The following is a 26,514-nucleotide window of genomic DNA, read 5'->3' on the forward strand; positions in this document are numbered from 1 at the left end:
GTCTTCTTTTTGCATCCTTTACAATAAAAAGGAAGGAAAAAGGAGCAGTATACAAATGACCAAAACAATAAGAATGAAAAAAACATCATTAAAACGAGAAGCGGTCGTTATTGATGAACATGGAAAAGCAGTAGAATGGTATGTCGAAAGCGAATTTATTCCTAATCTAATAGGATCTGTTTTTAAAGCGAAAGTTGAAAAAGTAATGCCAAATATGCAGGCTGCTTTTGTGTCAATTGGAGGCGAAAAGAACGGTTTTCTTCATCGAGATGAGTTAGTAGCCTATCAAAGGGATGCTCGTAATGGGAATGAGGAGCGATCGATTAACCAATATGTAAAAGCTGGTTCCGAGATGACTGTGCAAGTTACGAAAGAAAGTGATGGAACGAAGGGACCGCGATTAACGGAAATCATCTCTCTACCAGGACATGCGATTGTTTATTTACCAGAAGGGCATGGTGTGTCACTATCAAAAAAGATACGTGAAGAGGAGAAACGCCAATCTTTAGCTGATTACCTTACTTCTTTACTACAAGGTGATGAAGGTGTGATCGTAAGAACCCAGGGTGAAAAAGCTACCCGTGCGGATATTGAAGAAGAAATGCGGTTTTTAAGAGCACTTTGGAAGAAAACACAGACAGATCAAGCTCAAGTTCCGTCACAACTGTTCCAAGGTTCGTCTTTAATTGAGCAGCTGATAAAACGCCATTGTAACGAGGAGCTTCACGAATGGTTTGTGGATGAGTATGATGACTTTCTAATGTTGAAGCAATTACTACCGGCTTCATTGAAAGAAAGGGTTCGACTGACAGCCGGAAGTGAAGATGTTTTCTTGTCTGTTTCAGGGCAGCTTCAGAAGGCGATGCGACGTCATCTATGGTTGAAGAATGGTGGCTATTTAATCTTTGATGAAACTGAGGCACTTACTGTTGTAGATGTAAACTCAGGTAGATACACAAAGAAAGCAACAAAATCTCAAATGGCTTTTGAAGTGAACCAACAAGCAGCCGTGGAAATTTGTCGACAACTGCGCTTACGAAATTATAGCGGAATGATTTTAATCGATTTTATTGAAATGGAAAGCGAAAAAGCACAACGAGACATTTTGAAACAAGTTGAAGAAGAGTTACTGCAGGATCATATCAAAACAAGTGTAAAGGGCTTTACGAAGCTAGGCATGCTAGAGTTGACACGGCGAAAAGCTTCTTTACCAATGGCAGAAATGGTGCAGCAGACTTGTCCAACATGCGAAGGTAGTGGACGGATTTTAACGAATCATGGTTTTGCTTTTCAATTGGAAAATGAATTAGCCCAGCTACGTGGTGTTGAATGTATGCTTGTTCAAGCTCGACCGGAGCTAGTGCACTTATTTCATGAAAACGAAGCGTCTGTGTTAAAGCGGTTAGAGTCTTGGTTGAATGCAAGTGTTCTTTTGGTAAGCACCAACCAACTACCAGTGGAAAAACCATATGAGATTCTGTTTCAAGGTACCGAACAGGCAGCAAAAAATCGACTCAAAACCCTTACGAACAATGATTGACAGCGAATTCGAAACTATGCTATGATGATGTGTGTTAGTGATTTGGTAGCACCCAATGAACTTACAACCGCGCGGATTAGGTGTTAAACGGACACGTTCCTGCCTAAAATGGCGAGTCTTATGTTATGAGGAGGTGCAGAAATGTACGCAATTATTGAAACTGGTGGTAAACAAATCAAAGTTGAAGAAGGTCAAGAGATCTACGTTGAGAAACTAGATGCTGAGGCTGGAGCAGAAGTAAGCTTTGATAAAGTCCTATTTGTAGGTGGCGATTCAGCAAAAGTCGGCGCTCCATTCGTAGAAGGTGCTTCTGTTACGGGAACGGTTGAAAAACACGGACGTAATAAGAAAATCATCGTTTACAAAATGAAAGCGAAGAAAAACTACCGTCGTAAGCAAGGTCATCGTCAACCGTATACAAAAGTTGTAATTGGTAAAATTAACGGCTAAGCCCGATGATACGTATTCAATTTCACCATGATCAAGAAGAGAATATTACAATGTTCACGATGAGCGGACATGCTGAAGCCGGTCCTCACGGACAAGATATTGTTTGTGCAGGTGCTTCTGCTGTTTCCATTGGAGCAATTAATGCAGTTCATGCGTTATGTGGTGTTGATCTTGTTGTTGATTTGGCTGGTTCAGAAGGTGGCTATTTACACTGTGAAGTTCCAGAAAATCTGGATACAAAAACATATGATCAAGTTCAATTGCTTTTGAAAGGGATGGAACTTTCTCTTCATTCAATGGAACAATCATATCGCTCATTTATGAGTATTGAAACCGACAGGAGGTGACGATATGTTAAGAATGGACCTTCAATTTTTCGCATCGAAAAAGGGAGTAGGTAGTACGAAAAACGGTCGTGATTCTCGTTCTAAACGCCTAGGCGCAAAGCGTGCTGATGGTCAAACGGTAACGGGAGGATCAATCCTTGTTCGTCAAAGAGGTACACGCGTTTACCCTGGAACAAACGTTGGTAAAGGTGGAGACGACACTCTTTTTGCGAAAGTAGACGGTGTTGTTAAATACGAGCGCGTTGGTCGTGATCGTAAACAAGTTAGTGTATATCCAGCATAAAACCTTGCATACGCAAGGTTTTTTTTTATAAAAAAATCGTTTTGAAAATGATTAAAAAGTACTAGGTAAGCTAGCAGCTTTTGGAATTCAGATGCGACTTAACACTAATTTTGTCGAAACACACTGTTAAAACAGGAAAAGATGAAGTAAACTAGAATGGTGAATAAATAGGTAAAATTAGGAATTCGTCAAGGAGGAGTTAAAAAGTGAAATCAACAGGTATTGTTAGAAAGTTAGATCAGTTAGGTCGCATTGTGATCCCCAAAGAGTTAAGAAGCATGTTAAATATTGAGATTAAAACACCTCTCGCTATTTTAATTGATGGCGATCAAATTGTGCTAGAGAAATATCAGCCCTACAGTGCGTGTTTGATTACTGGGGAGAGTTCGGATGAAAATATTAAACTCGCAAATGGCAGTATTTGTTTAAGTAAAGAAGGTGCCGAACAACTCATTAAAGAGTTACAAGAAAAAATGAACGATCCCCACCGTTAGCCAAAAAGAAGGCAGCGGTTTTTTTGCGTCGAACTAGTATAGATAGGAGTTGATGGAATGAAACAAACGGTTATAACGAACGGTAAAGTCTGGTCAGGTGTTAAAACAGAAGTAGAATCAGTTGAAATTTTAATAGAAGGGCATCAAATAATTGATGTTGCCAAGAAGGTAAATCGCAGAGAAGATAGCATTATTATTGATGCAAATGGAAGTTGGGTGACTCCTGGGATCATAGATGTTCACACTCATTTAGGTGTTTACGCACAAGATGTTGGAAAAGCAGGACATGATTTTAATGAGATTACTAAACCATGTACACCAGAGGTACGAGCGATTGATGGAATTGATCCAAGTGATAGTGGCTTTTTCGATGCGCGAAAAGCCGGTGTGACGACTGTTCAAGTTCTTCCAGGGAGTGCAAATGTAATTGGTGGTGAAACATGTGTCATTAAAACAACGGGTCGCTCTGTAGATGAAATGATTGTTAAAGCACCATCGGCAATGAAAGCCGCTTTAGGTGAAAATCCAAAATCTGTTCACGGGGCAAAAGGAAAAATGCCTGTCACGAGAATGGGGGTTGCTGCAGTTCTTCGTCAAGAGTTAATGCATGCGCAGGATTATGGAGATCGAAAAGCAAAGGGTGAAGTTTCCATGAGAGATTTAGGAATGGAACAACTGTTGCCAGTTCTCAAGGGGGAACTACCAATGCGTATCCATGCTCACCGGGCAGATGATATCTTGACAGCGATTCGGATCGCAAAGGAATTTTCAATTGAAATAACCATTGAGCATGTAACAGAAGGACATCTCGTTGAAAAAGAACTGCTTGAAAGTGATTTTCGTTTTACGATTGGCCCTACATTCTCTGCAAGGTCTAAGCAAGAACTTGCCAATAAAAGTTGGGATACGGTGAAAGGCTTTGCAAATGCAGGTGTACCCTTTACTATCACCACAGATCACCCTGTTATTCCAATAGAACATTTAGTCACAACTGCTGGGTATGCACGAAAACACGGAATTGATGAACATACACTTCTAAAGGCGATAACGGTGTACGCAGCAGAACATCTTCATTTAGAACACCGAGTAGGAAGTATTGAAAGTGGTAAAGAAGCCGATGTTGTGATTTGGAGTGGCCATCCCTTAGCGATTGACACAGTGGTCGAACAGACGATTATAAATGGTGAAGCGGTCTATACTAGGTAATAAACGAAAAGAGGAAGTAGGTTTCTATGAAAAGCCGAGATCAACACCAGCTTTACACCTTGCATCAAATGATCTGGTGCGCTACAAGTGATGGAGAGCGCAAACGATGTATTACGAAGTTAGCGCTCTTGCAAGCTCAATTAAAGGCTAAACGAGGCTAAGGAAAATGCTGAAATCAGAAGTTATACAAGACGCAAAAAGACGAATGCAGCCTTTCCCTTGTGAAGGATTTCTACACGGTGAAGGCAATGAAAGGGCGCGTGTTTTATTCGTCGGTGAAGCGCCGGGACGAACGGAAATTGTGACCGGGAAACCTTTTTCTGGACAGTCTGAAAAAAGCTTTGAAGCATATTTACAGCTAATCGGACTGAGTCGTGAGGATATTTATGTGACAAGTACTGTTCGTAGTAGGCCCTATAAAACCGATAGTAAAAGCATAATCAAGCCGGTTCAAGAGCGTGGCAATCGTACGCCATCAAAAAGGGAAATTGCGGCACATGCGGTTCTTCTAGATGAAACGATTGCTTCAATTCAACCTGAAATCATTGTAACGTTAGGCAGAATTGCACTAGAACGCTTAGCTGGTTCTCAGTTTAAGGTTAGCGTGCAACATGGAAAACCCTTTTGCACCAAATTACGATCTTATGGGTCAGAGGGGACGTATACACGAAAGAATTGGTCGATCGTCTTTCCAACGTATCATCCTTCTGCCATTTTTTATCGACCAGCCATTAAAGAAACGATACTAGATGATATGAAAGAATTAAAACAGCTATTGACCATCTTGTAAATTAACCATAACGGTCTTGATGCTGTTTTTTCATGTTTAAATAGTCTTGGTCCTCTCGAACAATTTTCCATTTTTCTTCAAAATAACGCGCTGCTGTTGCCTTTTCTTCGTCAATATCTCGTTCATTTAAATGACCATCTTGATCGTATTTTTTGCCACCTGGATAATTAGCGTATCGTCTTGCCCTCGTATAACCCATCTGCAAAAACTTTCTTGCCATATCCATGCCAACAAAGTCTTCCTCTTCTTGATACTGGAGAAATTGTGTGTATATCTTTTCTGCAGAAACTTTAGCAATATCAGGTGTTTTAAAGCGCCAATGGGGTAAAATCTCACTTTTATAAGGTTCAACCATTAAGACTCCTTGCTCGCCTCGGCCTACAAGGTATTTTTCTGGGGATTTGCGGTGATTCGCATGTTTGTCCATTTGTTTATAGTAGCTCATCTTGACACCTCCACTATACCATACCCGTATGTAGCCATCTGTAAGCGAAAAAAAGCCCAGCGAATAGACTGGACTTAGTGCTTTATAATCGAAGCTACATCATACAGGGATGGTGAGAGCGGTACCTCTCGATTAGCGAGAGATTCAGCGAGTGCAAAGCCGATATAAGGTCCAGCAGTGAGACCAGTAGAGCCAAGTCCGTTTGCTATCCAGACCGTTTTATGATTCGGTAGTCTTCCGAACAATGGCATATGGTGTGGGGCAACTGGACGAAAGCCTACTTTCGTATCAATGTATGTAGCCGCTTTTAAACCAGGAGCTACAGATAATGCTTCGTGGAGTATAGTATGAATGGCGTCAACGGTGATGGACGATTCAAAGTTTGTATGATTTTCGTAAGTAGAACCTGCAATAATTTTTCCATCTTCAAAAGCAAGAAGATATTGATTACCAGGCGGAATGACAACGGGCCAATGAGATGTGTCGGCATCAATTTGCATATGAACAATTTGCGCTTTTTGATCCCGAATATCAATTGACATCGATGTTGATTCGAAAAGTGGTTTTACCCAGGCACCATTCGTAATAATCAGTTCATCATAGTCTACTTCACCGGCACTTGTAACGACGGCTATTCGCCCATTCTCATGTTCTTTTACAGATGCTTCATCGTGAAGAATCGAGGCACCAAGGGTTTGAGCAGCTTGCTGAATAGAGTTTGTTAATAGCTGACCATCTACACGGCCTGCCCCTTCTACTAATACGCCGTAATAGTTTGAGTGAAGGAGTGGAAAGTGCTCTTGTAGCTCTTCTCCTTCAAGATAAGTGAGCGAGCCAATTTCCGGTGCTTCTTGACGTTTCTCAGTTGCACGCTCAATGGTTTCTAACACATTCTCTTTTTTTTCATGTATCCATAAGGCCCCAGTACGCTTAAATCCAGTCTCTTCCCCACCAAGTGCCGTTAATGATTTCACAAACGACGGGTAATAGGCCGCACTTCTTCTTACCAATTGATACCAGGCCTGATTTCTTCTTTTCGAAAGCCAAGGACACACAATACCAGCTGCAGCATTTGTAGCACGATGGGGATGACGACTATCTATAAGAATAACGTCGTAGCCTTGTTTTGCTAAATGGAAAGCTGTGGAACTTCCAACAATTCCACCACCAAGAATCACAATTCGTTTCATAAATATAAATGCCTCACTTCTGTTCAAACGATCATTAGAAAAGCGTAGCGAATTCAGTGGGAAATGTCAATTATGCTCTTGACATCATTTGTAAGGCTACGCATAGTGTAAGTAAAAAGGAGGCTAGCAAATGATTCTAATTGGGATTACTTCATCTATTGTTGAAGACGGAAGACTAAGTACAGCAATCGACAATATTTCGGCAATCAATGATGAATCCGTACTTCCTGTTATCTTGCCAAATATTGAGCCTGATAAAGCATGGCACTACATAAAAACAGTTGACGGTGTATTATTAACGGGAGGCGGCGACATTAATCCGATGTTATTTAATGAAGATCCACACCCGCATTTAGGCGATATTACATCCGAGCGGGATTTGTTTGAGTATGAACTAGCAAAAGCAGCTTTAGCTGAGGGGAAGCCAATATTGGGGATCTGTCGTGGCATGCAAATCTTATCCATTGCAGCAGGAGGCGATATGTATCAGGACTTACCTACACAATATGAAGGAGATCTCGTGCAACATCGTCAACGCGCACCTAGGGGATATAGGAGTCACCAAATTCAACTGAAGCCATCGTCGAAATTAGAATCAATTGTTACCTGCACCACTATGTACGTGAATAGTTTTCATCATCAAGCTGTTCGCAATGTATCATTTCCTTTTCAAGCAGTTGCTTGGACGAATGACCGTGTAATTGAAGCAATCGAACATCACTCCCATCCGTTTCAAATTGGTGTCCAGTGGCATCCGGAAAATATGACAGATAAGCAATCGAAAAAGTTGTTTCAAGCTTTTATTCATGCATGCACATCATAAGCGAAATGATGTGCGTTCTTTTATACTGAAAAAAAGGAGGCTAACATGAACTTTAATGAATACAAGCAGTACGATGGTGTAGGGCTAAGCTCATTAGTAAAAGAACGAAAAGTAAAGCCGACTGAGGTGTTGGAAGCTTGCTTGGAAGGAATTGCAGTGAATCAACAATTAAATGCCGTCATCTCAACTCGAGAAGAAAAGGTTTTTAACGAATTGGAAACAGTGAATCACAATGAACCGTTTTATCCCGTTCCTTTTTTATTGAAAAATTCATCGCAAGCCCTTGAAGGAGAAGAAATGAATGGCGGAAGTAGATTATTAAAAGGTTCCATTGCGACAACGACGAGCCACTACACTAAACGACTTCAACAAGCAGGCTTTTGTATGATGGGCTATTCCAATTCTCCGGAATTTGGGTTGAAGAATATTACGGAACCGAAGTTATACGGTGCAACCAAAAATCCATTAAATGAATCTTATTCTCCAGGTGGGTCGAGCGGTGGAGCTGCAGCTGCTGTGGCAAGTGGAATCGTACCAATTGCAGGTGCCAGTGATGGTGGTGGTTCCATTCGCATTCCTGCTTCTTTTAGTGGTCTTGTCGGTTTAAAACCGACGAGAGGACGAACGCCAGTTGGACCAGGAGCTGGAAGGCAGTGGCAGGGAGCGGCAATTGATTTTGTGCTTAGTCGTTCTGTTCGAGATAGTGCTCGTGCATTAGATGTTTTGCAAATTCATCAACCAGAAGTCGCTTTTCATACGCCGCTTTTCCAAGCAGGCTTTGAGCGAACGTTATCTAAGGAACTCCCTCCTTTACGAATTGCTTATTCTTACACTTCACCAGTGGGCACCCCTGTTTCTAACGATGCGAAACAAGCACTTATGACAACCATTCGCTATCTTGATTCTTTAGGTCATTTTGTTGAAGAGGCGACGCCAGCGATTAATGGCCGTTTATTAGTGGAACAGTATTATTTAATGAATGCAGGAGAGATGGCGAATGTGCGTCAGCGACTAGAGCAATCGCTTAATCGTGTATTAACCGGAGACGATTTTGAGACAGAAGCCTTTGTGTTGGCGGAAACGGGGAAAAACGTGGGAGCAGCTGATTATGCCAATAGCTTAACATCTTGGGATCAGCATGCTGCAACAGCTATGGAATTCCACGAAACGTACGACCTTTACTTAACACCAAGTGCCGCGTCCATCGCACCAAAGATTGGTGAATTAACGCCTTCTCCTGATGATGAATTAGAGATGAAAGACCGAATTCAGCAGTTGGGGGTTAAAGATCAATTAGCGTTTGTGTACGAGATGTTTTTACCAAGTTTGACATATACACCGTTTACACAATTAGCTAATCTAACAGGTCAACCAGCAATTAGTCTACCTGTTTACAAAACAGAAGCAGGAATGCCAATTGGCGTTCAAGCAATAGCGGCGAAAGGGAATGAATCGCTATTACTTTGCCTAGGGAATTTGTTTGAGCAAAGTGAACGTTGGCAAGGGTGAGTTCGCCTGACTTGAATGGAAGAGATGCTTTTTACTATACTAGTACATGATGAAAAAAGGAGTTGGATATGATGTATCGTAAAGTTGAGGATTTTATTCAAGAGTGGAAACAGGAGTCTCAATTAACGCTATCTGTATTACAATCATTAACAGACGAGAAACTGGGACAAGCTATTGAAGAGGGGCATAATACGTTGGGGTGGCTAGGCTGGCATTTAACGACATCCCCTGTCTTTTTTGTTGGGCAACTGGGTCTTAACTTAAATGTTGATTTAGCCAACAAACAACCTAGTAGCGCAAGTGTAATCAAAGATTCTTACGATCGTGTAAGCAAAGCGTTACTCAATGCTGTGGAGCAGGTGAATTCTGATGCATTTATGGAGGAAGAACTAGAAGCATTGGGAGCCACCTTTACGAAGGGAGCAATGTTACGTTTACTTCTAAATCACCAAGCGCACCATCGTGGCCAGATGATCGTACTGCTTCGCCAAGCAGGGTTAACGGTTCCTGGTTTATATGGTCCAACAAAAGAACAATCAAGATAAATAAATGAGATGAAAGCACATGGAAAAGTCAAACGCCATGTGCTTTTTTTTTGTGTTGAAATAATCTTGATCACTGACTTTTCATGTACAACTGTTTGTAAATGCCTTCTTCATGCTTTTTACAAAAGCTTTACATGAGCCATAAATGAACTTAATACTTTCCAACTATACTTGGGCTTGTAAGAACGATACCGCTTAATAAATAGGGGGAAATAAAACAGATGAAGAAGCTAAACCTTGGAGCCGTTTTCGCAGCCTTTCTATTAACAGTAGCTGCATGTGGATCAGATGATGAAGCAAATACTGGAGGAGACAATGCATCAACCGGTGGATCGGATGAGAATAACAGCGAAGAAGTTTCAGGGAGCATTCTCGTCGCTGGCTCTAGTGCAATGGAACCGCTAGTGGCGGCAGCAAGTGAAGTCTTCATGGAAGAAAATTTAGAAGCAAGCATTTCTGTACAAGCTGGAGGTTCTGGTCAAGGCCTTTCTTCTATTGCAAGTGGACAGGTTGAAATTGGTAACTCTGACGTGTTTGCAGAAGAAAAAGATGATATTGATGCTTCTAACTTGATTGACCACCGCATTGCCGTTGTCGGAATGGGTCCAGCAGCTCATCCTGAAGTAGGAGTAGACGATCTTTCAACAGAAGAAATGATTGATATATTCACTGGGGAAGTAACCAATTGGAGTGAAATTGGTGGTGTTGATCAAGACATCGTCCTTGTAAACCGTCCAGATTCATCAGGAACGAGAGACACGTTTGTGAAGTATGGTTTAGAAGGAAATGAACCTTCTTCCGATGCGATTACAGAAGACTCATCAAGTACCGTCCGTCAAATTATTAGCGAAACACCAGGAGCTATTGGGTACCTTGCATTCTCGTATTACGATGACCAAGGTTCTGTGCTTCCATTGTCGGTAGATGGAGTCGAACAAACAGACGAAAATGTGATGTCTGGTGACTTCCCGATTTGGGCTTATATGCACTCTTATACAAATGGTGAACCGGAAGGATTAACAAAAGCGTTTATCGACTTCTTATTCAGCGAAACGGTTCAAGATGGCGTCATTCCTGAAATGGGTTATATTCCTGAAACCGGTATGCAAGTAGAGCGAGATGCTGAAGGAAACGAAACAGCGAAATAATGATAGATAAAAGAGACTTTGCTTTCATAAGTCGAGTCTCTTTTTTAAACATTGATTTTCATTGAGGAGAAGATCAAGGAGGAAGAAGTTCATGCCAGCTACCCAATCTGTAGCAGACCGTTTGCTAGACAAGAAAAAAACAATAAAAAAAGAACGCACTGGTAAACTTGTTGTTTATACATGTGCGGCCATTATTATTTTAACAACATTAGCCATTACACTCTTTCTCGTTTTACGTGGAATACAAGCATTTGTAGCGGATGGAGTTAGCCCTATTCAATTTCTTACAGGCTTAGAATGGAATCCATCTAGAAGTGCTGAGCAAGGTGGTCCGGTATACGGCGCCTTACCTTTTATTGTAGGTTCATTTGCCGTTACCATTTTAGCTGCACTCGTAGCCGCTCCTTTAGGAATTGGAGCCGCAATCTATATGACAGAAATAGCACCAAGCTGGGGGCGGAAAATTCTTCAACCAGCGGTAGAGTTATTAGTTGGAATTCCTTCCGTAGTATATGGGTTTATCGGTTTAACTCTCATTGTTCCTTTTATACGGGAAAATGTCGGTGGGCAAGGATTTGGGCTTTTTGCCGGAATGATCGTATTATCGATCATGATTTTACCAACTGTGACAAGCATCGCAACAGACGCTCTTCGCTCCATACCAAATGGAATGAGAGAATCGTCATTGGCACTCGGTGCGACGAGATGGCAAACGATTCGGCGTGTTATTGTACCAGCAGCAACACCTATGTTATTAACCGCTGTAGTGCTAGGGATGGCTCGAGCATTTGGTGAAGCCCTTGCCGTTCAGATGGTTATTGGAAACTCTCGCACAATTGCTGAATCTTTACTTGATCCAACTGCAACATTAACGACGATTATTACATTAAACATGGGGCATACGGTACCTGGAAGTACAGAAAACAATGTGCTTTGGTCGCTCGGATTAATCTTGCTTGTCATGTCTTATTTGTTCATTATCATCGTCCGTTTCTTGTCATCTAGGAGGCGTTTTTCATGAATAAACGATGGACAGATCGATTAGCAACGTCAGTATTTACGATAATTGCACTTGTAATTGTTGCCGTATTAGCCGGTTTGATTAGTTATATAGTGGTACGTGGTTTTAGCCAGCTTGATTTGGACTTTTTAACAAGCCCACCTAGTTCTTTCCGAGAAGGTGGAGGGATTGGACCACAATTATTTAATTCATTTTACATTCTAGTATTAACCATGTTATTTACAGTACCACTTGGTTTAGGCGGCGGTATTTATATGGCTGAATATGCTAAACCAGGAAAAGTGACAGATTTTATTCGTACTTGTATTGAAGTGTTGGCATCATTGCCTTCCATTGTAGTTGGTTTGTTTGGGCTACTTGTTTTTGTTCAGTTAACAGGATGGAGCTACTCAATCTTAGGTGGGGCACTTGCATTAACTGTCTTTAACTTGCCCGTAATGGTTCGTGTTGTAGAAGATTCTATTACGAGCGTACCAAGGGAGCAAAAAGAAGCCAGTCTAGCATTAGGCATTACGCATTGGGATACGATTCGAACGATTATTTTACCAGCAGCATTTCCTGGCATATTGACAGGGGTTATCTTATCTGCGGGCCGTGTGTTCGGTGAAGCTGCTGCGTTACTTTTCACGTCAGGCGTGACAACACCAAGATTAGATTGGGCAAATTTCAACCCGTTTTCCGAAACATCACCACTTAATGTGTTTCGACCAGCAGAGACTCTTGCTGTACACATTTGGAAAGTAAATACGCAAGGGCTTGTTCCTGATGCAAGAGATATTGCTGATGGGGCGGCTCTCGTTCTTATCATCGCAGTACTCTTATTTAACTTATTAGCACGATTACTTGGACGCTATGTACACAAAAAATTAACGTCTGCAAAATAGGAGGGATTCGATGTCGACGTTGACCGTTCAAAAAGAAATGGAACAAACAGAAATGTTGACTGCACCAACGTTACTAAAAGCAGAAGATATTAATATTTATTATGGTGAAAACCATGCTGTGAAAAACTTGAATTTAACCGTTCATCGAAATGAGATACTTGCATTGATAGGCCCTTCAGGCTGTGGGAAATCGACATTTTTGCGAAGTATTAATCGAATGAACGACTTAATTCCATCAGCTAGAGTGACTGGGAATATGATGTATGAGGAAGTAAATTTATTAAGTGACGCTGTCAACGTTGTAGCGTTGCGGAAGGAAATTGGAATGGTATTTCAAAAAGCGAATCCATTTCCTAAGTCCATTTACGATAACTTAACACATGGGTTACGGTTTCACGGTGTACCAAAAAAGCAATGGAAAGACATTGTTGAGGAATCTCTTACAAAAGCTGCGCTATGGGATGAAGTAAAAGATCGCTTGCATGATTCAGCACTTGAACTCTCAGGTGGACAGCAACAGCGCTTATGTATTGCAAGAACGCTAGCATTAAAGCCTGAGGTTATTTTACTCGATGAACCTGCATCAGCACTTGACCCAATTGCTACTGCTAAAGTAGAAGAATTAATGATTGACCTTAAAAAGCAATATACAGTTGTTGTGGTGACACACAATATGCAGCAAGCATCACGAGTGTCTGATCGAACAGCGTTTTTCTACAATGGTGAACTGATTGAAACGAATCCAACAGAAAAGTTGTTTAGTAACCCTGATCATAAACAAACAGAGGCCTATATTTCTGGTCGATTTGGATAAGGAGGACATTTGCTATGGTTGCGACAATAGAGGAAACAAAATCAGTCTATAGTGTGAGAGACTTTAATTTATGGTACGGACAAAACCATGCTTTAAAAAATATTAATCTTGATTTAAATGAAAAAGAAGTGACAGCCATTATAGGCCCTTCAGGCTGTGGTAAATCAACATTTATTAAAACACTAAACTTAATGTCACGTTTAAATCCAACGATCCGAATGTCAGGCGAATTAACTTATCGGTATGAAAACCTATTGAACGCTTCAATGGACTTAGCAGAGTTACGAAAGCATGTCGGCATGGTGTTTCAAAAGCCTAATCCATTTCCAAAATCGATTTACGAAAACGTAGCCTATGGACCAAGAGTGCATGGTGTGCGAAAGAAAAAAGAGCTTGATGAACTGGTTGAATCTAGCTTAAAAGGTGCCTTTTTATGGGATGAAGTAAAAGATCGATTAAACAAAAATGCAATGGGGTTGTCTGGAGGACAACAACAACGTCTATGTATTGCACGAGCACTTGCGACGAAACCTGAAGTCTTGTTAATGGATGAGCCGACAAGTGCATTAGATCCGCTTTCAACAACAAAGATTGAAGAACTTATTTCCAATTTAAAAGGTACCTATACCGTTGTCATTGTCACACATAATATGCAGCAAGCTGCTCGTATCTCTGACAAAACCGCTTTTTTCTATATGGGTGAACTAATTGAAATGGACGATACACGTAAAATTTTCGCAAATCCTGAACATAAGCGGACAGAGGCTTATATTTCAGGTCAATTTGGATAAGGAGCGAATCGAATGTTACGAAGCATGTTTGTTCAACAGCTAGAAGAAACGGTGTCGCATATTCAAGAATTAGGTGAACGTACGCTCATACAACTAGACGAAGCCATTCAATCGTTTGAGTACCGCGATACGAAAAAAGTAGAAGCGATTATCGCAAATGATAAAAAAATTAATAAGCGAGAGCTTGAATTAAATGAACAAGTATTTGATATCATTGCTAGACAACAACCAGTTGCAGGTGATTTACGTAAACTGATTGTTGTCATGAAAATTAGTGGTGACTTAGAACGTGTAGCGGATTTAGCAGTCGATATAGCTAAAGTATCAAGACGACTCTCAGATGTCGATGAGTCAACGCTAACAGAGTTAACAGTATTAGCGAAGGATGCCCGGGCAATGGTTGCAAAGGCACTTATTGCCTATAAAGAAAAAGATGTCGTATCTGCACAACAACTGGCAAAAGAAGATGACCTTATTGACGAGCAGTTTGGAAAATTTATTAAACGCTTGTTTAGACAAGATGTGAATGAGCAAAATGTGGAAGCTACAACTCAGTTAGCTTTTATCGCTCGGTATGTAGAGCGAATTGCTGATTATGCAACTAATTTATCGGAATGGATTATTTATGAAGCGAACGGACATCATTTTGATTTAAACTAACGAGAGTTGTGTACTCTCGTTTTTTTGTTTTATGCTATACTGAGTAGGTATTCTTATTCTACAGCTGAAGGAGGGCATTGCGTGATTCCTGCCCAAACCTTTTTACCGTATTTATCGTTTCATAATCACGTTTGGCCACTTTTTTTTGTCGGGGCTGCTATTTGGTTACTACTGACTTGGAGAGATATTCGAACTGGGCGTACATTAATTGCTCTATTTGTTCGTGTAACGCAAATCCTTTTGCTTCTAACAGGTAGTGTCATTCTATATATGTATCAATTTATGCCTTATTATGCTGTAAAAGGCGCCATTGCTTTATTATTGTTTTCCTTTTTTGAAACGAGCAGAATGGCTTTAAAGCGGCGTGACTATGCAGGATTTTCCATACATATGGGTATTGTTGTGTTTGCTTCTTTAACGGTATGGTTACTTGGCGTGAATGGGCGCTGATGCTATTTAATGAAGGAAACGTTGGGACTAGGTCAAAGCTTGTCTCACATCCCACTAAAAGGAAGTCTCAAGCTGACATACACAATACTAAACTTCTAACGAAACGAATCCGATAAAGAGTACGAGGGTAAATCTCCTCGTATTCTTTTTTTTAAGGTGGAGAATCCATTGAGTCAAAACCGTTATGTATCCATGTTCATTGATGAAAGTCTTGAACACCTGTCACTTATAAATGAGCATTTACCTAAATTAGCACAAGAAGAACATCAAGGAAAGATTCTTGATGATATTTTCCGATCGGCTCACACAATAAAAGGGATGGCTGCTTCAATGAACTTTACCGTCATGGCAGACCTCACCCATCAATTTGAGAATGTTTTAGATGATTTACGATCGGAAAAAGTACGCTTAACTGATCAACATGTCGATTTTTTTTACGCCATCGTTGATTTTCTAGATAGTTCAATTGAATCTGTTTCGGAACAAGGTATCGAACTCGCACATACACCAGAGTTAAAACAACAATTAAATGAGATGAACGAAGGTGCAGGCAAACAAACATCTACGAATCAGACGATGGATGAACATACGTTACGCATCATTGAACAGGCTGTGCAAGAAGGGATTCCGGTTAAAACCATTACCGTTAGTGTAGATGACCAAGCGATGTTAAAAGGTGTTCGTGCTTATATGGTTATCACTGAAATCACGAAGCTAGGTGAAATTCTGTACACAAACCCTTACACAGAAGCGCTAGAAGAAGGGTTATTTGAAAAGAGCTTTCAAGTAATCGTGGCTACAGGTATAGAGGCGGATGAAATTGTCCAATCAGTTGGATCGTTAACAGAAATTACTCAAGTAGACGTTAAAGATTTTACGATTCAGCAACAGACACAGCAGCAGACACCTATAGCTGCCCCTGAGCGACGTCAGCAGGAAGCCAGAGAGGAAAAAACACAAAAATCAATTCGTGTCCAGTTAGGTAAGCTTGATGAACTCATGTATTTATTTGAGGAACTGGTTGTTGAAAAAAGTCGTTTAGAAGAATTATCAAGAAAAGTTGACGACACAGACTTGACCACAACAACAGAAAAGATTAATCGGAGCATTAGTCACCTTCAATCGGTTATGTTATCCATTCGAATGATGTCACTTGATACAATTTTCTCTCGTTTTCCAAAGATGGTTCGCAAAATAGCTAAAGAGGTAAACAAAGACATCGATTTTGTTATTGAGGGTGGAGAAACAGAAATAGATAAAGCGTTAATTGATGAATTAAGCGATCCACTCTTGCATTTATTACGAAACTCCATTGATCATGGAATTGAACAAAAAGAGCAGCGGCTAGCACAACAAAAAAAGGAAAAAGGTACGATTACATTAAGGGCATTTTACAAAGGCAGTCGAGTAGCAATTGAAATTGAAGATGATGGTGGCGGAATTAATCGTGAGAAAGTACTGCAAAAAGCTCTTAAACTAAACCTCCTTTCTGAAGAAGAAGCTATGGAGCGAGCGGATGAAGACATTTATCAATTATTGTTCCAATCAGGATTTAGTACAGCCGAAGCCGTGACGGATCTGTCTGGTCGAGGTGTTGGCCTAGACGTTGTCAAAACAAATTTAAGTAAAATTGGCGGTACAATTGATGTCTATTCAACACCAGGTAAAGGATCTACTTTTTCTATTTCCTTGCCGCTCACCGTGTCAATTATGGAAGCTTTACTAGTTCAAGTAGACAATCGTCCATACGCCATTCCAGTATCTGCTGTATTGGAAACAGCAACGGTTCGACAAGAGGCGATTCACTATTCACAAGGTCAAGCTATGATCCATGTTCGTGGACAGTTTATTCCCCTTTATTCTCTTCAAACATTTGTTGGAGCACCAATCCCTTTAGAGGAAGAGGAATGGTCTGTGGTGGTTTTATATCAGAAAGACAAGCTCGTAGCCCTTCGTGTAGATCATTTTATTGGTCATAGTGAGATTGTCCTTAAAACGCTCGGTCATTTATTGAAAACAACCAAAGGGTTACTAGGGGCAACGATTCTTGGCGATGGTAATATTGCGATGGTTGTAGACACATCTTTATTTTTCACGAATCAATGGAGGGCTTTTCATGAGCAATAATCTGGAGAAACTCATTGTTTTTACTAGTGGAGAACAGCAATATGGTTTACCACTTAGTCAGCTCCTTTCAATTGAAAGGGTAAAGAACATAGCGACTGTCCCAAATACGCCAGCGGTTATTGAAGGCGTTATCCTTGTAAGAGGCGAGCTTATTGCAGTAGTCGATATGAAAAATGTATTCGAGCAGATCAAAACAGAAGATAGTATACATACACGTTTACTAGTCTGTAAATGGGAAGATAAAAGCGTAGCTCTGTTGGTAGAAGAAGCAAGCGACATTGTTCAAGTAGAAGGCGATGCTTTTCAAGATCTACAGGAACAAAGTATTGATCGTTCTTTCTCAAAGCAGCTCGTACAAATGGGGGATCGCTTTGTAACAATGGTTGATTTAAAAGCTTTTATAGCTTTTCTAGAAACAGAATGTCTAGCATCCTAATGGATATACAAAACAGCTCATGGGACTCTCCATGAGCTGTTTTTTGTTATTACATGACGTTTGTAATGGCTGTCTCATTCGTCGGAGCAAGATGTAGGTCATGCCACATCATGTAGCAAAGTACCGTCCATAGCTTCCTGCTGTAGTCTGCTTTTCCTTGACGGTGATCTTCAAGCATTCTTAACAAATATTCTTTGTTAAAATATTCGTCGGCCGCGCTTGTTTTAATGGTTTGCTCAGCCCAACTGTAAAGCTCGTCTTTTAACCAAACGCGAATTGGAACTGGAAAGCCTAGCTTTTTACGCGATACAATGGATTCAGGAACAATCTCCTTCATGGCTTCACGTAAAACAAATTTCGTTGTTTTGTTCGCAAGTTTAAAGTCGGTTTGAAGGGAACGGGCAAATTCAAATACTTCTTTATCAAGAAACGGTACTCGTAATTCAAGAGAATGAGCCATTGTCATACGGTCTGCTTTAACAAGGATGTCGCTTGCAAGCCACGTATGCATATCAACGTACTGCATCTTCGTAGAATCATCATAGTCACGAACGGCATCATAAAGTGGGCGTGTGACATTTGTGTATGGATGAGCCGAATTGTAAGAGTGAAATAACTCTCTTTTTTCCTCTTCATTGAAGATGAAGGCATTTCCGACATAACGCTCTTCTATCGGCGTTGTACCTCTTAATAAGAATCCACGTCCTTTAACAGAAGATGGAAGACGGTGTGCAAGACGATTTAATGCAGGGTGAAGGCTCTTAGGAACTTTATCAAAGAATTTCAAGTCTAATGGCTCACGATAAATTCGATAGCCACCAAATAGCTCATCTGCCCCTTCGCCAGATAAAACAACTTTGACATGCTTACTTGCTTCCTTTGCAACAAAATAGAGTGGAACTGCTGCTGGATCAGCAACTGGCTCGTCCATATGCCACATAATTTTCGGAAGTTCATGTAAAAATTCCTCTGGTGTAATAATTTTAGAAATATTACGGACACCTAATTTGTCTGCAGAGTCTTGAGCAATATCTATTTCACTGTACCCTTGTGTCTCAAAGCCAACTGTAAATGTTAACAATTCAGGGTGTTGCTCTTTTGCCATAGCGACAATCGCTGTAGAGTCGATCCCACTAGAAAGAAACGAACCAACTGGTACATCTGAGCGCATATGTTTTTCAACAGAGTTTTTAAGAACCTCTTTTGTTTCTGTTACTAATGATTCCAAAGACTGGTTGCGCGTTTGTTGATAAAAGGAGCGATCACTATAGCTTGTTACCTCAATAGACAAATGCTGATCGATCGTTAAATAATGTCCAGGCAACAATTTCTCAACTGTTGTTGTTAATGTATTTGGCTCTGGTACATATTGAAAAGTAGCATAGTGTTGCAGTGATTCCATGTTTACTTCAATTTCTTGAATGTAGGGCATTAATGATTTTTGCTCTGAACCAAAGTGAATGCGACCGTTATCGCGCATGTAGTAAAATGGCTTAATACCAAACCGATCACGACCACAGAAAAGCGTTTTTTCTTCTGTATCCCAAATCGCAAACGCAAACATACCACGCAATTTTTTTATCATGTCTTTTCCTTCATGGGCAAAAAGAGCGATTAACACTTCCGTGTCTGAATGGGTTTGAAAAGTGACACCTTGTTCTTGCAATGCTTCACGAAGCTCAATATAGTTATAAATCTCTCCATTAAAGACCATCTGGTAGCGACCATCTTCGTAAGAGAAGGGCTGAGAGCCATTTTCTAAATCAATGATACTCAGACGTTTAAAACCTAGTCGAACGAAATCATCTTTATATTCACCCGTTGAATCTGGACCACGATGATGAATAACTTCTAAGGCTTGATTCCAGGTTTGATCGTTTGCATGATTATTTTCATTATGTTTGTGTAACAGTTCTCCTATAAAACCACACATAAGTGAGGCACCTCCGCATAAATTTGAATATAAAATTGACGATCATCAATAAAAAACGGGCTGGAACATCCATAGCCCTAAGGTTTATGACCATACTATTAAGGGTAAATACTACGTAAATCAAACGATATCATCATAACAGATGGAGGGAGAATAATGAAAGAGCCATTTGCCATTGATAAGAATGTCCTAAAGCAGTTACAAATTATTAATAGTTTAGAGGTTCGTACCGATTTGACGGTTCAATCACTCTATGCACGTGCTGTACTTGCTTATTCTAGTTACTATTTTAAAGAACATTACTTAAGAAAACAAATTGATCTTGCTTTGGAACACCTTGATAAAGAACAATTTCACATTCTTTCTTCAGAGCTCTCCTCTCACATCGAGCGCCATAAATACGGTAAAACCATTTCAGAAAATGGCTATAATTTATTTCTGACTTTTCACTAGCGATCAGACCAATCCATTTGGTCTGATTCTTTTCATTTTAATATCGGATCTACTGTATAAATTAGGTAAGAATACCTTCTTTATTATACACCTAGTTGTTGATGTACGAATATATAAAAATATAATGGAAAAAATTGATTTTTTCAATGGCTTATGCAAATCTTAATAAAGGATTGTATCAAAAGAAGGAGCTTTTTACTTATGGGAAATGAAAAAGTGTATTGTACTACTGAATTTGATCCATTAAAAGAAGTTCTCGTGTGTGAGCCAAAGTTTATGGCCATTAAAGAACCAATTAACGAAACACAGCGAAAGTATATGAATGAAAATATTGACCAAGCGCTAGCTTGCAAGCAGCATCAGTCACTTGTGGATACCATGAGAAAAGAGGGAATCGATGTAAAAGTATTGCCGCCTAATGAAGCATTCCCTGAACAAATCTTTATGCGAGATAGTGGGTTTACAATTGAAAATACACTTTACGTCGGGCGAATGGAAAGTTCGGTTAGGCAAGGCGAAGAAAAGAAATTAACAGCCTTTTTAGATTCAATTGAACGCCCGTTCTATTCCTTGCATGAAGGAACGATTGAAGGTGGCGACGTGATCGTTACAAAAGACGTTGTTTTTGTTGGGGCAAGCGGTCGTACGTCACAAAATAGTATTGACGAATTAAAAGCGAATCACAAAGAAAAACAATTTGAATGGATTACGTTTGATCATAAATTCCTTCACCTTGACTGTGTGTTTCAGCCAGTGTCTGATCATGAAGCGTTACTATACCCCGATGCTATTGAAGCTACGTCTTTAAAGAAGTTAACGGATCGGTATGACTGTATTGAGGTTACAAAAGAAGAGCAGTTTTATTTGAGTGTCAATGTGTTATCAATTGGACACAAACGAGTCATTGCTTTGCCGCAAAATAAGAAAACCAATGATGCGTTGAGAGCAAGAGGATATACCATTATTGAAATTGATTTTTCAGAAATTATTAAATCAGGCGGCTCGTTTCGCTGTGTCACTTTACCTGTATTGCGGAAGAGCTAAACGAATAGGTTTGTTCATTCTGGTTACATTACAACCAGATCCAAAAAAAAGGGCGGATGGAAATGGACCTTAATGAACAAACCGAGTTTGAAGGGCGTCTGGAGTCCATTAGGCTTGGTGGTGGAGAGGAAAAACAAAAAGCACAACGTCAACGTGGAAAGTTGTTAGCGCGGGAACGGATTGATCAACTTCTTGATGAAAACAGCTTCTCAGAACTTTTCCGATTTGCTACTGGAAAAGATCATCTACCGGGTGATGGTGTAGTTACTGGAATCGGCAAAATAAATGACAGGTATGTTTGTTTGTATGCCCAAGATTTCACGGTAGCTGGGGGAACATTAGGCTCGATGCATGCAAAAAAAATCTGTTCATTAATGGATTTTGCCTACGAACAACAAATGCCAATCATTGGCTTAATTGATTCAGGTGGTGCACGCATTCAAGAGGGCATTGAAGCTCTTCACGGTTATGGAGAAATTTTCAAACGAAATGTACACTATTCTGGAAAAGTTCCTCAACTTTCAATTATGCTCGGTCCTTGTGCAGGAGGTGCCGCATATTCTCCAGCACTAAGTGACGCAATTTTTATGGTAAAACGAATTAGCCAAATGTTTATTACAGGACCAAAGGTATTGCAGGCAATTAGTGGTGAGACGATGACAAGTGAAGAGCTAGGTGGCACGAATGTACATGAAACGAAGAGCGGGTTAGCTCATTTTGTTGCTGAAACAGAAGAGGAAGCATTTGAACAAGTGCGTACATTTTTATCGTATTTACAAGAAAAGACTATAAAAGTAAGACAAGGGGAAAAACCTCAAGAGATTGAGGCGTGCCTTCCGAAAAGTGAGTGCGATGTTTACAATGTAAAAGACATCATTTCATGTATAGCGGACGAGCAGCAATTATTCGAACTTTCAAAAGGCTATGCAAAAAATATGGTGACCGCCTTTATTCGATTAAATGGTGAAACGGTAGGAGTAGTGGCAAATAACCCGTTACATTTAGCGGGGTGTATCGATATTGATGCGAGCGATAAAGGTGCAAGGTTTGTTCGTTTCTGTCATTGTTTTTCCATCCCGATTCTCGTTTTAGAAGACGTGAGTGGATTTATACCGGGAAAGGACCAAGAACGTAAAGGGCTGTTGCGTCATGGGGCGAAGCTCATCTATGCGTTTGCAGAAGCAACTGTTCCAAAAATTACTGTTATTCTTCGAAAAGCGTATGGAGGAGCTTTTGTCGCGTTAAATAGCAAAGGAATTGGTGCTGATTTTGTCGCGGCTTGGCCTGGTGCTTCTATTGCGGTAATGGGTCGTCAAAGTACAAAATCCATTTTAGCTGAGATGAATACGACGGATTCTCATTCTCCTTATGAAGCAGCAGAACAAGGCTACATTGATGATGTCATTTGCCCTCAGGATACACGAACGTATGTCATAGATCGCTTTGCTTGTTTACAACATAAGTGTTTAGAAGATAAACGACATAGCGGTAACATGCCTATGTAATAGAAGATAATAGAATTAATTGTTTTTATCCTTTTTCGTTTGTTAATGACCACTCTTATGGTACGATTAAAATGGCTAAACAACATTATTGTACGAGAAAGAGAGTCGTTTTAAATGGTTATTTTATCAGAAGGATGGTTTCAATTTATTATCATTGGGATTAGCATCGCTTTACTTGCGGTAACGCTTGTAATTGTCCATCGTAGTATCCAAAAAAAAGGTGTTTATACAAAGGCAAGAGAACGGACGAGCTCTTTTCTAGTCTTTATAACGGTCTTAACCCTTTATTTTGTTATGTCTGTGTTTACTCCTTCTGCATACGGTGGGGATGTACTAATCGCTAGTGATCGAGAACAACGCGTAGAAAATGAACAAGTGCGCTATATTCATCTTTCTTCGGCTTTTCGTGTACATGCTATTGATACAAGAGACTACACACGCGATATACAAGGAAGAACAGTCGATTTTCGGATTCAATCTTTTCAACCTCTTTATGAGCTAGCCGAAAAGGATGAAGCTTATGTGCGCTCAGATGGCACGATTAACGTATCTGCTTATATTGATAACGTGGTGTTATCTGCTTTTGAGCAGTTACAAGCTGAAGAAGTGACGTTAACACAAGTGCGTGAATCATTTCCACATATTGAAATGTCAATCGAATAAGAAAAAAGCAGGAGGCTACGATGAGTAAAGTAGAAGATGGAGTAATCCAACTATCAACAACAGAATTAAAAGATGCATTAACAAACAAACAGCCACATCAGGAACCGATTGTTATTGATGTAAGAGAAGTGACAGAATACGAAGACGGTCATATTCCAGGTGTTCCGTTAATTCCAATGAACGAGATGCCTGCAATGCTTCCAACGATGGATGAAGCAAAAAGTTACATCCTCATTTGTCGAAGCGGTAGAAGAAGTCAACATACGGCTAAATACATGAAAGAGCAAGGGTTTTTAAATGTTCGTAATTATGAAGGCGGCATGTTAGAGTGGGATGGCGAGCAAGCATTCGGTCAAGAATGGATTGTAAAAGAATCCGAAGAACTCTATGAAAAATAAGCAAAAAATAAGGGACTCTGTTGGAAGAGTGCCTTATTAGGTTTATGAAGCACCCTACTTGGGAACATATTATAAGAGACGAAAGCTGATTATGTTAGAGAGGGGTTTTTCATAATGGACGCAAAAAAAACCGTTGTTGCAGTAGCATCAGCTGCTGTGGCAGGAGCATTGACCGTTTACCTAGTAGATGGGGACAAGCGAGCGGAGTTAAAAGAAAAAGGAACCGATTTTCTTAACAAAGTAACAGGCAAAACAAAAGAAGATAAAATTAAAGCGTTCCAATTAGGCAATCCAAGACCTTATTCAGAAGATAGTAAAATGGTGGATGAGGGTTCTTTGTACAGCGTTCAGCGTTACAATGAGCGATATCAATAATGAATGTAAAGGCTGCCTATCCAGGTAGCTTTTTTGAACGTAGGAGTGAAAACATGATTATACAAGAAGATTGGATACATACTGTGCCATTACTAATCGTAGAAGAAGAAGGGTCCGATGAGAAACCAACGCTGTTTTTCTTTCATGGTGTAACCAGTGCGAAAGAACACAATTTGCACATTGCCTACTCGATTGCAAAACAAGGGTTTCGAGTGATTTTACCTGATGCGCTTTATCACGGAGCCCGAGGAGAAGGGACTCGTGACTCATACCGCCATTTCTGGACAGTTGTGCAACAATCAATTACAGAATTTCCTGACTTAGTAGAAGAGGTTCTCCAGCGATACCCTTCACAAGAAGATGAACTTTATATTGGTGGAACGTCAATGGGAGCAATTACGTCATATGGTTTATTAAAGCGATACGAGTGGATTAAAAAGGCATGCTTATTTATGGGTGCACCGCAATATGAGGAATTCTCTAAACTCATGTTTGAACTAGCAGCTCAGCGAGATATTCATCTAACAGAAGAGCAAAAGAAACAAGTCTTCGAGCAAATTAGTGCCGATGATCTTTCAAAAGATGTCAGTGTGTTAAAGGGACGACAGCTTTATATTTGGCATGGCACTGAGGATAAGACGGTTCCTTACTCCTTTGCAGAACGCTTCTTAAAACAGCTACAGAATTCTCCTGATGTGAACAATGCAGACATTACGTTTTTCGCTGAAAAAGGAGCAGATCATAAGATTACGAGAAAGGCGATGCTTGATGCAACTGCTTGGTTTGAACAGCAACGCATGAATCAGATTAAGGTGACCTTGTCGTATGAATCGTGAAATCGGTAAAATCTTTATCGTTGTCATTGGTTCATTTCTGTTAGCCAGTTCGTTAAACTTTTTCTTCATCCCAGCGGATGTTTTTGCGAGTGGTTTTACAGGTGTTGCACAGCTTTTATCATATATCGTCCCTTTATCAACAGGGATATTATTACTTTTATTAAACATACCCGTTGCCATTTTGGGGTGGTTAAAAGTAGGGAAGAGTTTTACCATCTATAGTTTCGCAAGTGTTGTGTTAACAACCATTTTCTTAGAAGTCTTGCCTGTCTACGCGTTTTCTGAAGACATCATGCTGAATGCCGTTTTTGGAGGTGTAATTGCTGCAGCAGGTGCAGGACTACTGCTTAAATGGGGGGCTTCTTCTGGCGGACTTGATATTATCGTGCTCGTGTTGGCCCGTATTTCTGACCGACCTGTTGGGAGCTTTTTCTTTATTTTAAATTCAATCATTGTCATCGCTTCAGGTGTCATGCTTGACCCAGAGAAAGCGTTATTTACCCTTATTTCCATTTATGTGACATCGCGCTTTATTGATGCGATCCATACAAGGTATGTCAAGCTAACAGCTATGATTGTAACGAAAAATGCAGACGTGTTAAATAAGGCTATCCATCAACGCCTAACGCGAGGCATCACTCGAATACCTGCAAAAGGTGGCTATACATTTGAAGAAAAAGAAATGCTTGTGATTGTGTTAACACGTTATGAATTGTATGAGCTAAAAAATATTGTAGAGGAAGTTGACCCGGAGGCATTTACCAATATTGTAGAAACGGCTAGTATCTTCGGTTTGTTTCGGAAAGATTAATAGGAGGGATTGCGTTGAAGACGTGGAATGTATTAGTAGGGATATCACTTGCCTTTACGTTAGCCGCATGTGGAGGACAGGCTGATGAAGAAGAAAATCAAGATATACCTGCTGGAGGAGATTCAACAATGAGTGGTGAGTGGTTATTTACAGTGGATCAACAACTTGCAGACGACATGCTATATGTAGAAATGTATATTGAAAACGATTCAGAGGAAGCTCAGACATTAACTTTTCCTTCCCAACAGCTCTATGAAATTACGTTAGTGAATGCACAAGAAGAAGAAGTGTTCCGTTATTCAAATGAGCATATGTTTGCACAAAGTGTGACCGAAAAGACGTATGAACCAGGTGAGACACAAGATCTAAGAGAAGAGATTCCAACAGAGAATATCCCAGCCGGTTCGTATATGATGACTGTAGAGCTATTAGTTGACGACAGTGTTGTAGAATCATTAAGTGATCCAGGAACGTTTACAAAGTCAATCGAAGTTGAAATAAGTGAATCTGAATAAAGAAAAAAGGTAGTGCACCGATAAGGTG

General features: G+C 40.2%; 32 protein-coding genes and 1 other annotated feature. Of the genes, 29 read left to right on the plus strand and 3 right to left on the minus strand.

What is annotated here, in order from left to right; all coding sequences use genetic code 11:
* Positions 1–55: 55 nt before the first annotated feature.
* From BK583_RS07260 to BK583_RS07290, 8 genes are all read left to right on the plus strand, one after another.
* Positions 56–1,540, plus strand: coding sequence for an Rne/Rng family ribonuclease (locus tag BK583_RS07260; RefSeq protein ID WP_055736286.1), 1,485 nt, complete (start codon positions 56–58; stop codon positions 1,538–1,540).
* A gap of 55 nt (positions 1,541–1,595) precedes the next feature.
* Positions 1,596–1,669, plus strand: a sequence feature (ribosomal protein L21 leader region).
* A gap of 12 nt (positions 1,670–1,681) precedes the next feature.
* Entirely contained in the window at positions 1,682–1,990 is a 309-nt protein-coding gene (rplU, locus tag BK583_RS07265) for a 50S ribosomal protein L21 (protein WP_038481589.1), read from the plus strand.
* Positions 1,991–1,995: 5 nt separating this feature from the next.
* Entirely contained in the window at positions 1,996–2,337 is a 342-nt protein-coding gene (locus BK583_RS07270; protein ID WP_055736287.1) for a ribosomal-processing cysteine protease Prp, read from the plus strand.
* 4 nt (positions 2,338–2,341) lie between these two features.
* Positions 2,342–2,620 carry a 50S ribosomal protein L27 gene (gene rpmA / locus BK583_RS07275; protein ID WP_038481584.1) on the plus strand — a complete coding sequence of 93 codons (279 nt, stop codon included), beginning with the start codon at positions 2,342–2,344 and terminating at the stop codon, positions 2,618–2,620.
* A gap of 206 nt (positions 2,621–2,826) precedes the next feature.
* The gene (locus BK583_RS07280; protein WP_038481581.1) at positions 2,827–3,114 is read left to right on the plus strand and encodes an AbrB/MazE/SpoVT family DNA-binding domain-containing protein; all 288 of its coding nucleotides are present in this window, start codon (positions 2,827–2,829) and stop codon (positions 3,112–3,114) included.
* A 57-nt stretch (positions 3,115–3,171) separates the two neighbouring features.
* Positions 3,172–4,320 carry an amidohydrolase gene (locus tag BK583_RS07285; RefSeq protein ID WP_055736288.1) on the plus strand — a complete coding sequence of 383 codons (1,149 nt, stop codon included), beginning with the start codon at positions 3,172–3,174 and terminating at the stop codon, positions 4,318–4,320.
* A 26-nt stretch (positions 4,321–4,346) separates the two neighbouring features.
* Positions 4,347–4,481, plus strand: coding sequence for a hypothetical protein (locus tag BK583_RS21275; protein ID WP_269083167.1), 135 nt, complete (start codon positions 4,347–4,349; stop codon positions 4,479–4,481).
* A gap of 5 nt (positions 4,482–4,486) precedes the next feature.
* Positions 4,487–5,110: a uracil-DNA glycosylase gene (locus tag BK583_RS07290; protein WP_055736289.1), complete on the plus strand. Its 624-nt coding sequence runs from the start codon at positions 4,487–4,489 to the stop codon at positions 5,108–5,110.
* 1 nt (position 5,111) lies between these two features.
* Here BK583_RS07290 and BK583_RS07295 read toward each other — a convergent pair whose 3' ends face one another.
* Together BK583_RS07295 and BK583_RS07300 are read right to left on the minus strand one after the other, a co-directional pair.
* Positions 5,112–5,555 (minus strand): DUF4385 domain-containing protein, encoded by a 444-nt coding sequence (locus BK583_RS07295; RefSeq protein WP_055736290.1) that lies wholly within the window; start codon positions 5,553–5,555, stop codon positions 5,112–5,114.
* A 74-nt stretch (positions 5,556–5,629) separates the two neighbouring features.
* Positions 5,630–6,745, minus strand: a complete 1,116-nt coding sequence (locus BK583_RS07300) for an NAD(P)/FAD-dependent oxidoreductase (protein ID WP_038481567.1) — start codon at positions 6,743–6,745, stop codon at positions 5,630–5,632.
* Positions 6,746–6,875: 130 nt separating this feature from the next.
* Here BK583_RS07300 and BK583_RS07305 point away from each other — a divergent pair, with 130 nt between their 5' ends.
* The 12 genes from BK583_RS07305 (at position 6,876) to BK583_RS07360 (ending at position 17,953) form a co-directional block, all read left to right on the plus strand.
* The gene (locus BK583_RS07305; protein WP_055736291.1) at positions 6,876–7,568 is read left to right on the plus strand and encodes a gamma-glutamyl-gamma-aminobutyrate hydrolase family protein; all 693 of its coding nucleotides are present in this window, start codon (positions 6,876–6,878) and stop codon (positions 7,566–7,568) included.
* 45 nt (positions 7,569–7,613) lie between these two features.
* Complete coding sequence (locus BK583_RS07310) at positions 7,614–9,077, plus strand: amidase family protein (protein ID WP_055736292.1); 1,464 nt, start codon at positions 7,614–7,616, stop codon at positions 9,075–9,077.
* Between the two features lie 68 nt (positions 9,078–9,145).
* Positions 9,146–9,622 (plus strand): DinB family protein, encoded by a 477-nt coding sequence (locus BK583_RS07315; RefSeq protein WP_307188678.1) that lies wholly within the window; start codon positions 9,146–9,148, stop codon positions 9,620–9,622.
* 221 nt (positions 9,623–9,843) lie between these two features.
* Positions 9,844–10,770 (plus strand): phosphate ABC transporter substrate-binding protein, encoded by a 927-nt coding sequence (locus BK583_RS07320; RefSeq protein ID WP_055736294.1) that lies wholly within the window; start codon positions 9,844–9,846, stop codon positions 10,768–10,770.
* Between the two features lie 91 nt (positions 10,771–10,861).
* Positions 10,862–11,791: a phosphate ABC transporter permease subunit PstC gene (gene pstC, locus BK583_RS07325; protein WP_055736295.1), complete on the plus strand. Its 930-nt coding sequence runs from the start codon at positions 10,862–10,864 to the stop codon at positions 11,789–11,791.
* On the plus strand, positions 11,788–12,675 hold the full coding sequence (gene pstA / locus BK583_RS07330) for a phosphate ABC transporter permease PstA (protein WP_055736296.1): 888 nt from the start codon (positions 11,788–11,790) through the stop codon (positions 12,673–12,675). Before pstC ends, pstA begins: the two co-directional genes overlap by 4 nt.
* A 10-nt stretch (positions 12,676–12,685) precedes the next feature.
* Positions 12,686–13,489 carry a phosphate ABC transporter ATP-binding protein PstB gene (pstB, locus tag BK583_RS07335; protein ID WP_038481547.1) on the plus strand — a complete coding sequence of 268 codons (804 nt, stop codon included), beginning with the start codon at positions 12,686–12,688 and terminating at the stop codon, positions 13,487–13,489.
* A 14-nt stretch (positions 13,490–13,503) separates the two neighbouring features.
* Positions 13,504–14,280 (plus strand): phosphate ABC transporter ATP-binding protein PstB, encoded by a 777-nt coding sequence (gene pstB, locus BK583_RS07340; protein ID WP_055736297.1) that lies wholly within the window; start codon positions 13,504–13,506, stop codon positions 14,278–14,280.
* A gap of 12 nt (positions 14,281–14,292) precedes the next feature.
* A complete protein-coding gene (phoU, locus tag BK583_RS07345; RefSeq protein ID WP_055736298.1) occupies positions 14,293–14,940 on the plus strand; it encodes a phosphate signaling complex protein PhoU in 648 nt (215 codons plus the stop codon).
* An 81-nt stretch (positions 14,941–15,021) separates the two neighbouring features.
* Positions 15,022–15,390 (plus strand): hypothetical protein, encoded by a 369-nt coding sequence (locus tag BK583_RS07350; protein WP_038481538.1) that lies wholly within the window; start codon positions 15,022–15,024, stop codon positions 15,388–15,390.
* 168 nt (positions 15,391–15,558) lie between these two features.
* Positions 15,559–17,517, plus strand: a complete 1,959-nt coding sequence (locus BK583_RS07355) for a chemotaxis protein CheA (protein WP_055736299.1) — start codon at positions 15,559–15,561, stop codon at positions 17,515–17,517.
* On the plus strand, positions 17,507–17,953 hold the full coding sequence (locus tag BK583_RS07360) for a chemotaxis protein CheW (protein ID WP_038481535.1): 447 nt from the start codon (positions 17,507–17,509) through the stop codon (positions 17,951–17,953). Before BK583_RS07355 ends, BK583_RS07360 begins: the two co-directional genes overlap by 11 nt.
* A gap of 49 nt (positions 17,954–18,002) precedes the next feature.
* Here BK583_RS07360 and asnB read toward each other — a convergent pair whose 3' ends face one another.
* Positions 18,003–19,886, minus strand: coding sequence for an asparagine synthase (glutamine-hydrolyzing) (asnB, locus tag BK583_RS07365; RefSeq protein ID WP_051667571.1), 1,884 nt, complete (start codon positions 19,884–19,886; stop codon positions 18,003–18,005).
* Between the two features lie 156 nt (positions 19,887–20,042).
* On the opposite strand from asnB, the gene BK583_RS07370 reads away from it, so the two are divergent.
* The 9 genes from BK583_RS07370 (at position 20,043) to BK583_RS07410 (ending at position 26,486) form a co-directional block, all read left to right on the plus strand.
* Positions 20,043–20,339, plus strand: a complete 297-nt coding sequence (locus tag BK583_RS07370) for an IDEAL domain-containing protein (protein ID WP_055736300.1) — start codon at positions 20,043–20,045, stop codon at positions 20,337–20,339.
* 201 nt (positions 20,340–20,540) lie between these two features.
* Complete coding sequence (locus tag BK583_RS07375; RefSeq protein WP_055736301.1) at positions 20,541–21,383, plus strand: dimethylarginine dimethylaminohydrolase family protein; 843 nt, start codon at positions 20,541–20,543, stop codon at positions 21,381–21,383.
* A 62-nt stretch (positions 21,384–21,445) separates the two neighbouring features.
* Positions 21,446–22,888: an acyl-CoA carboxylase subunit beta gene (locus BK583_RS07380; protein ID WP_180316895.1), complete on the plus strand. Its 1,443-nt coding sequence runs from the start codon at positions 21,446–21,448 to the stop codon at positions 22,886–22,888.
* A gap of 114 nt (positions 22,889–23,002) precedes the next feature.
* Positions 23,003–23,551 (plus strand): hypothetical protein, encoded by a 549-nt coding sequence (locus BK583_RS07385; protein ID WP_055736303.1) that lies wholly within the window; start codon positions 23,003–23,005, stop codon positions 23,549–23,551.
* 20 nt (positions 23,552–23,571) lie between these two features.
* Positions 23,572–23,949, plus strand: a complete 378-nt coding sequence (locus BK583_RS07390; protein WP_038481521.1) for a rhodanese-like domain-containing protein — start codon at positions 23,572–23,574, stop codon at positions 23,947–23,949.
* Positions 23,950–24,063: 114 nt separating this feature from the next.
* The gene (locus BK583_RS07395; RefSeq protein WP_038481518.1) at positions 24,064–24,324 is read left to right on the plus strand and encodes a YbyB family protein; all 261 of its coding nucleotides are present in this window, start codon (positions 24,064–24,066) and stop codon (positions 24,322–24,324) included.
* A 53-nt stretch (positions 24,325–24,377) separates the two neighbouring features.
* A complete protein-coding gene (locus BK583_RS07400) occupies positions 24,378–25,160 on the plus strand; it encodes a serine aminopeptidase domain-containing protein (protein ID WP_055736304.1) in 783 nt (260 codons plus the stop codon).
* On the plus strand, positions 25,150–25,971 hold the full coding sequence (locus BK583_RS07405) for a YitT family protein (protein ID WP_055736305.1): 822 nt from the start codon (positions 25,150–25,152) through the stop codon (positions 25,969–25,971). Before BK583_RS07400 ends, BK583_RS07405 begins: the two co-directional genes overlap by 11 nt.
* Before the next feature lie 14 nt (positions 25,972–25,985).
* On the plus strand, positions 25,986–26,486 hold the full coding sequence (locus BK583_RS07410) for a BsuPI-related putative proteinase inhibitor (protein WP_055736306.1): 501 nt from the start codon (positions 25,986–25,988) through the stop codon (positions 26,484–26,486).
* Positions 26,487–26,514 lie beyond the last annotated feature (28 nt).

Source organism: Shouchella oshimensis (genome assembly GCF_002019765.1).
GTDB classification, from domain to species: domain Bacteria; phylum Bacillota; class Bacilli; order Bacillales; family Bacillaceae_D; genus Shouchella; species Shouchella oshimensis.

Coding starts and splice junctions, on each gene's coding strand:
- BK583_RS07260 (WP_055736286.1), top strand. CDS start 56: ATGACCAAAACAATAAGAATGAAAAAAACATCATTAAAACGAGAAGCG.
- rplU (WP_038481589.1), top strand. CDS start 1,682: ATGTACGCAATTATTGAAACTGGTGGTAAACAAATCAAAGTTGAAGAA.
- BK583_RS07270 (WP_055736287.1), top strand. CDS start 1,996: ATGATACGTATTCAATTTCACCATGATCAAGAAGAGAATATTACAATG.
- rpmA (WP_038481584.1), top strand. CDS start 2,342: ATGTTAAGAATGGACCTTCAATTTTTCGCATCGAAAAAGGGAGTAGGT.
- BK583_RS07285 (WP_055736288.1), top strand. CDS start 3,172: ATGAAACAAACGGTTATAACGAACGGTAAAGTCTGGTCAGGTGTTAAA.
- BK583_RS21275 (WP_269083167.1), top strand. CDS start 4,347: ATGAAAAGCCGAGATCAACACCAGCTTTACACCTTGCATCAAATGATC.
- BK583_RS07290 (WP_055736289.1), top strand. CDS start 4,487: ATGCTGAAATCAGAAGTTATACAAGACGCAAAAAGACGAATGCAGCCT.
- BK583_RS07295 (WP_055736290.1), bottom strand. CDS start 5,555: ATGAGCTACTATAAACAAATGGACAAACATGCGAATCACCGCAAATCC.
- BK583_RS07300 (WP_038481567.1), bottom strand. CDS start 6,745: ATGAAACGAATTGTGATTCTTGGTGGTGGAATTGTTGGAAGTTCCACA.
- BK583_RS07305 (WP_055736291.1), top strand. CDS start 6,876: ATGATTCTAATTGGGATTACTTCATCTATTGTTGAAGACGGAAGACTA.
- BK583_RS07310 (WP_055736292.1), top strand. CDS start 7,614: ATGAACTTTAATGAATACAAGCAGTACGATGGTGTAGGGCTAAGCTCA.
- BK583_RS07315 (WP_307188678.1), top strand. CDS start 9,146: ATGATGTATCGTAAAGTTGAGGATTTTATTCAAGAGTGGAAACAGGAG.
- BK583_RS07320 (WP_055736294.1), top strand. CDS start 9,844: ATGAAGAAGCTAAACCTTGGAGCCGTTTTCGCAGCCTTTCTATTAACA.
- pstC (WP_055736295.1), top strand. CDS start 10,862: ATGCCAGCTACCCAATCTGTAGCAGACCGTTTGCTAGACAAGAAAAAA.
- pstA (WP_055736296.1), top strand. CDS start 11,788: ATGAATAAACGATGGACAGATCGATTAGCAACGTCAGTATTTACGATA.
- pstB (WP_038481547.1), top strand. CDS start 12,686: ATGTCGACGTTGACCGTTCAAAAAGAAATGGAACAAACAGAAATGTTG.
- pstB (WP_055736297.1), top strand. CDS start 13,504: ATGGTTGCGACAATAGAGGAAACAAAATCAGTCTATAGTGTGAGAGAC.
- phoU (WP_055736298.1), top strand. CDS start 14,293: ATGTTACGAAGCATGTTTGTTCAACAGCTAGAAGAAACGGTGTCGCAT.
- BK583_RS07360 (WP_038481535.1), top strand. CDS start 17,507: ATGAGCAATAATCTGGAGAAACTCATTGTTTTTACTAGTGGAGAACAG.
- asnB (WP_051667571.1), bottom strand. CDS start 19,886: ATGTGTGGTTTTATAGGAGAACTGTTACACAAACATAATGAAAATAAT.
- BK583_RS07370 (WP_055736300.1), top strand. CDS start 20,043: ATGAAAGAGCCATTTGCCATTGATAAGAATGTCCTAAAGCAGTTACAA.
- BK583_RS07375 (WP_055736301.1), top strand. CDS start 20,541: ATGGGAAATGAAAAAGTGTATTGTACTACTGAATTTGATCCATTAAAA.
- BK583_RS07380 (WP_180316895.1), top strand. CDS start 21,446: ATGGACCTTAATGAACAAACCGAGTTTGAAGGGCGTCTGGAGTCCATT.
- BK583_RS07385 (WP_055736303.1), top strand. CDS start 23,003: ATGGTTATTTTATCAGAAGGATGGTTTCAATTTATTATCATTGGGATT.
- BK583_RS07390 (WP_038481521.1), top strand. CDS start 23,572: ATGAGTAAAGTAGAAGATGGAGTAATCCAACTATCAACAACAGAATTA.
- BK583_RS07395 (WP_038481518.1), top strand. CDS start 24,064: ATGGACGCAAAAAAAACCGTTGTTGCAGTAGCATCAGCTGCTGTGGCA.
- BK583_RS07400 (WP_055736304.1), top strand. CDS start 24,378: ATGATTATACAAGAAGATTGGATACATACTGTGCCATTACTAATCGTA.
- BK583_RS07405 (WP_055736305.1), top strand. CDS start 25,150: ATGAATCGTGAAATCGGTAAAATCTTTATCGTTGTCATTGGTTCATTT.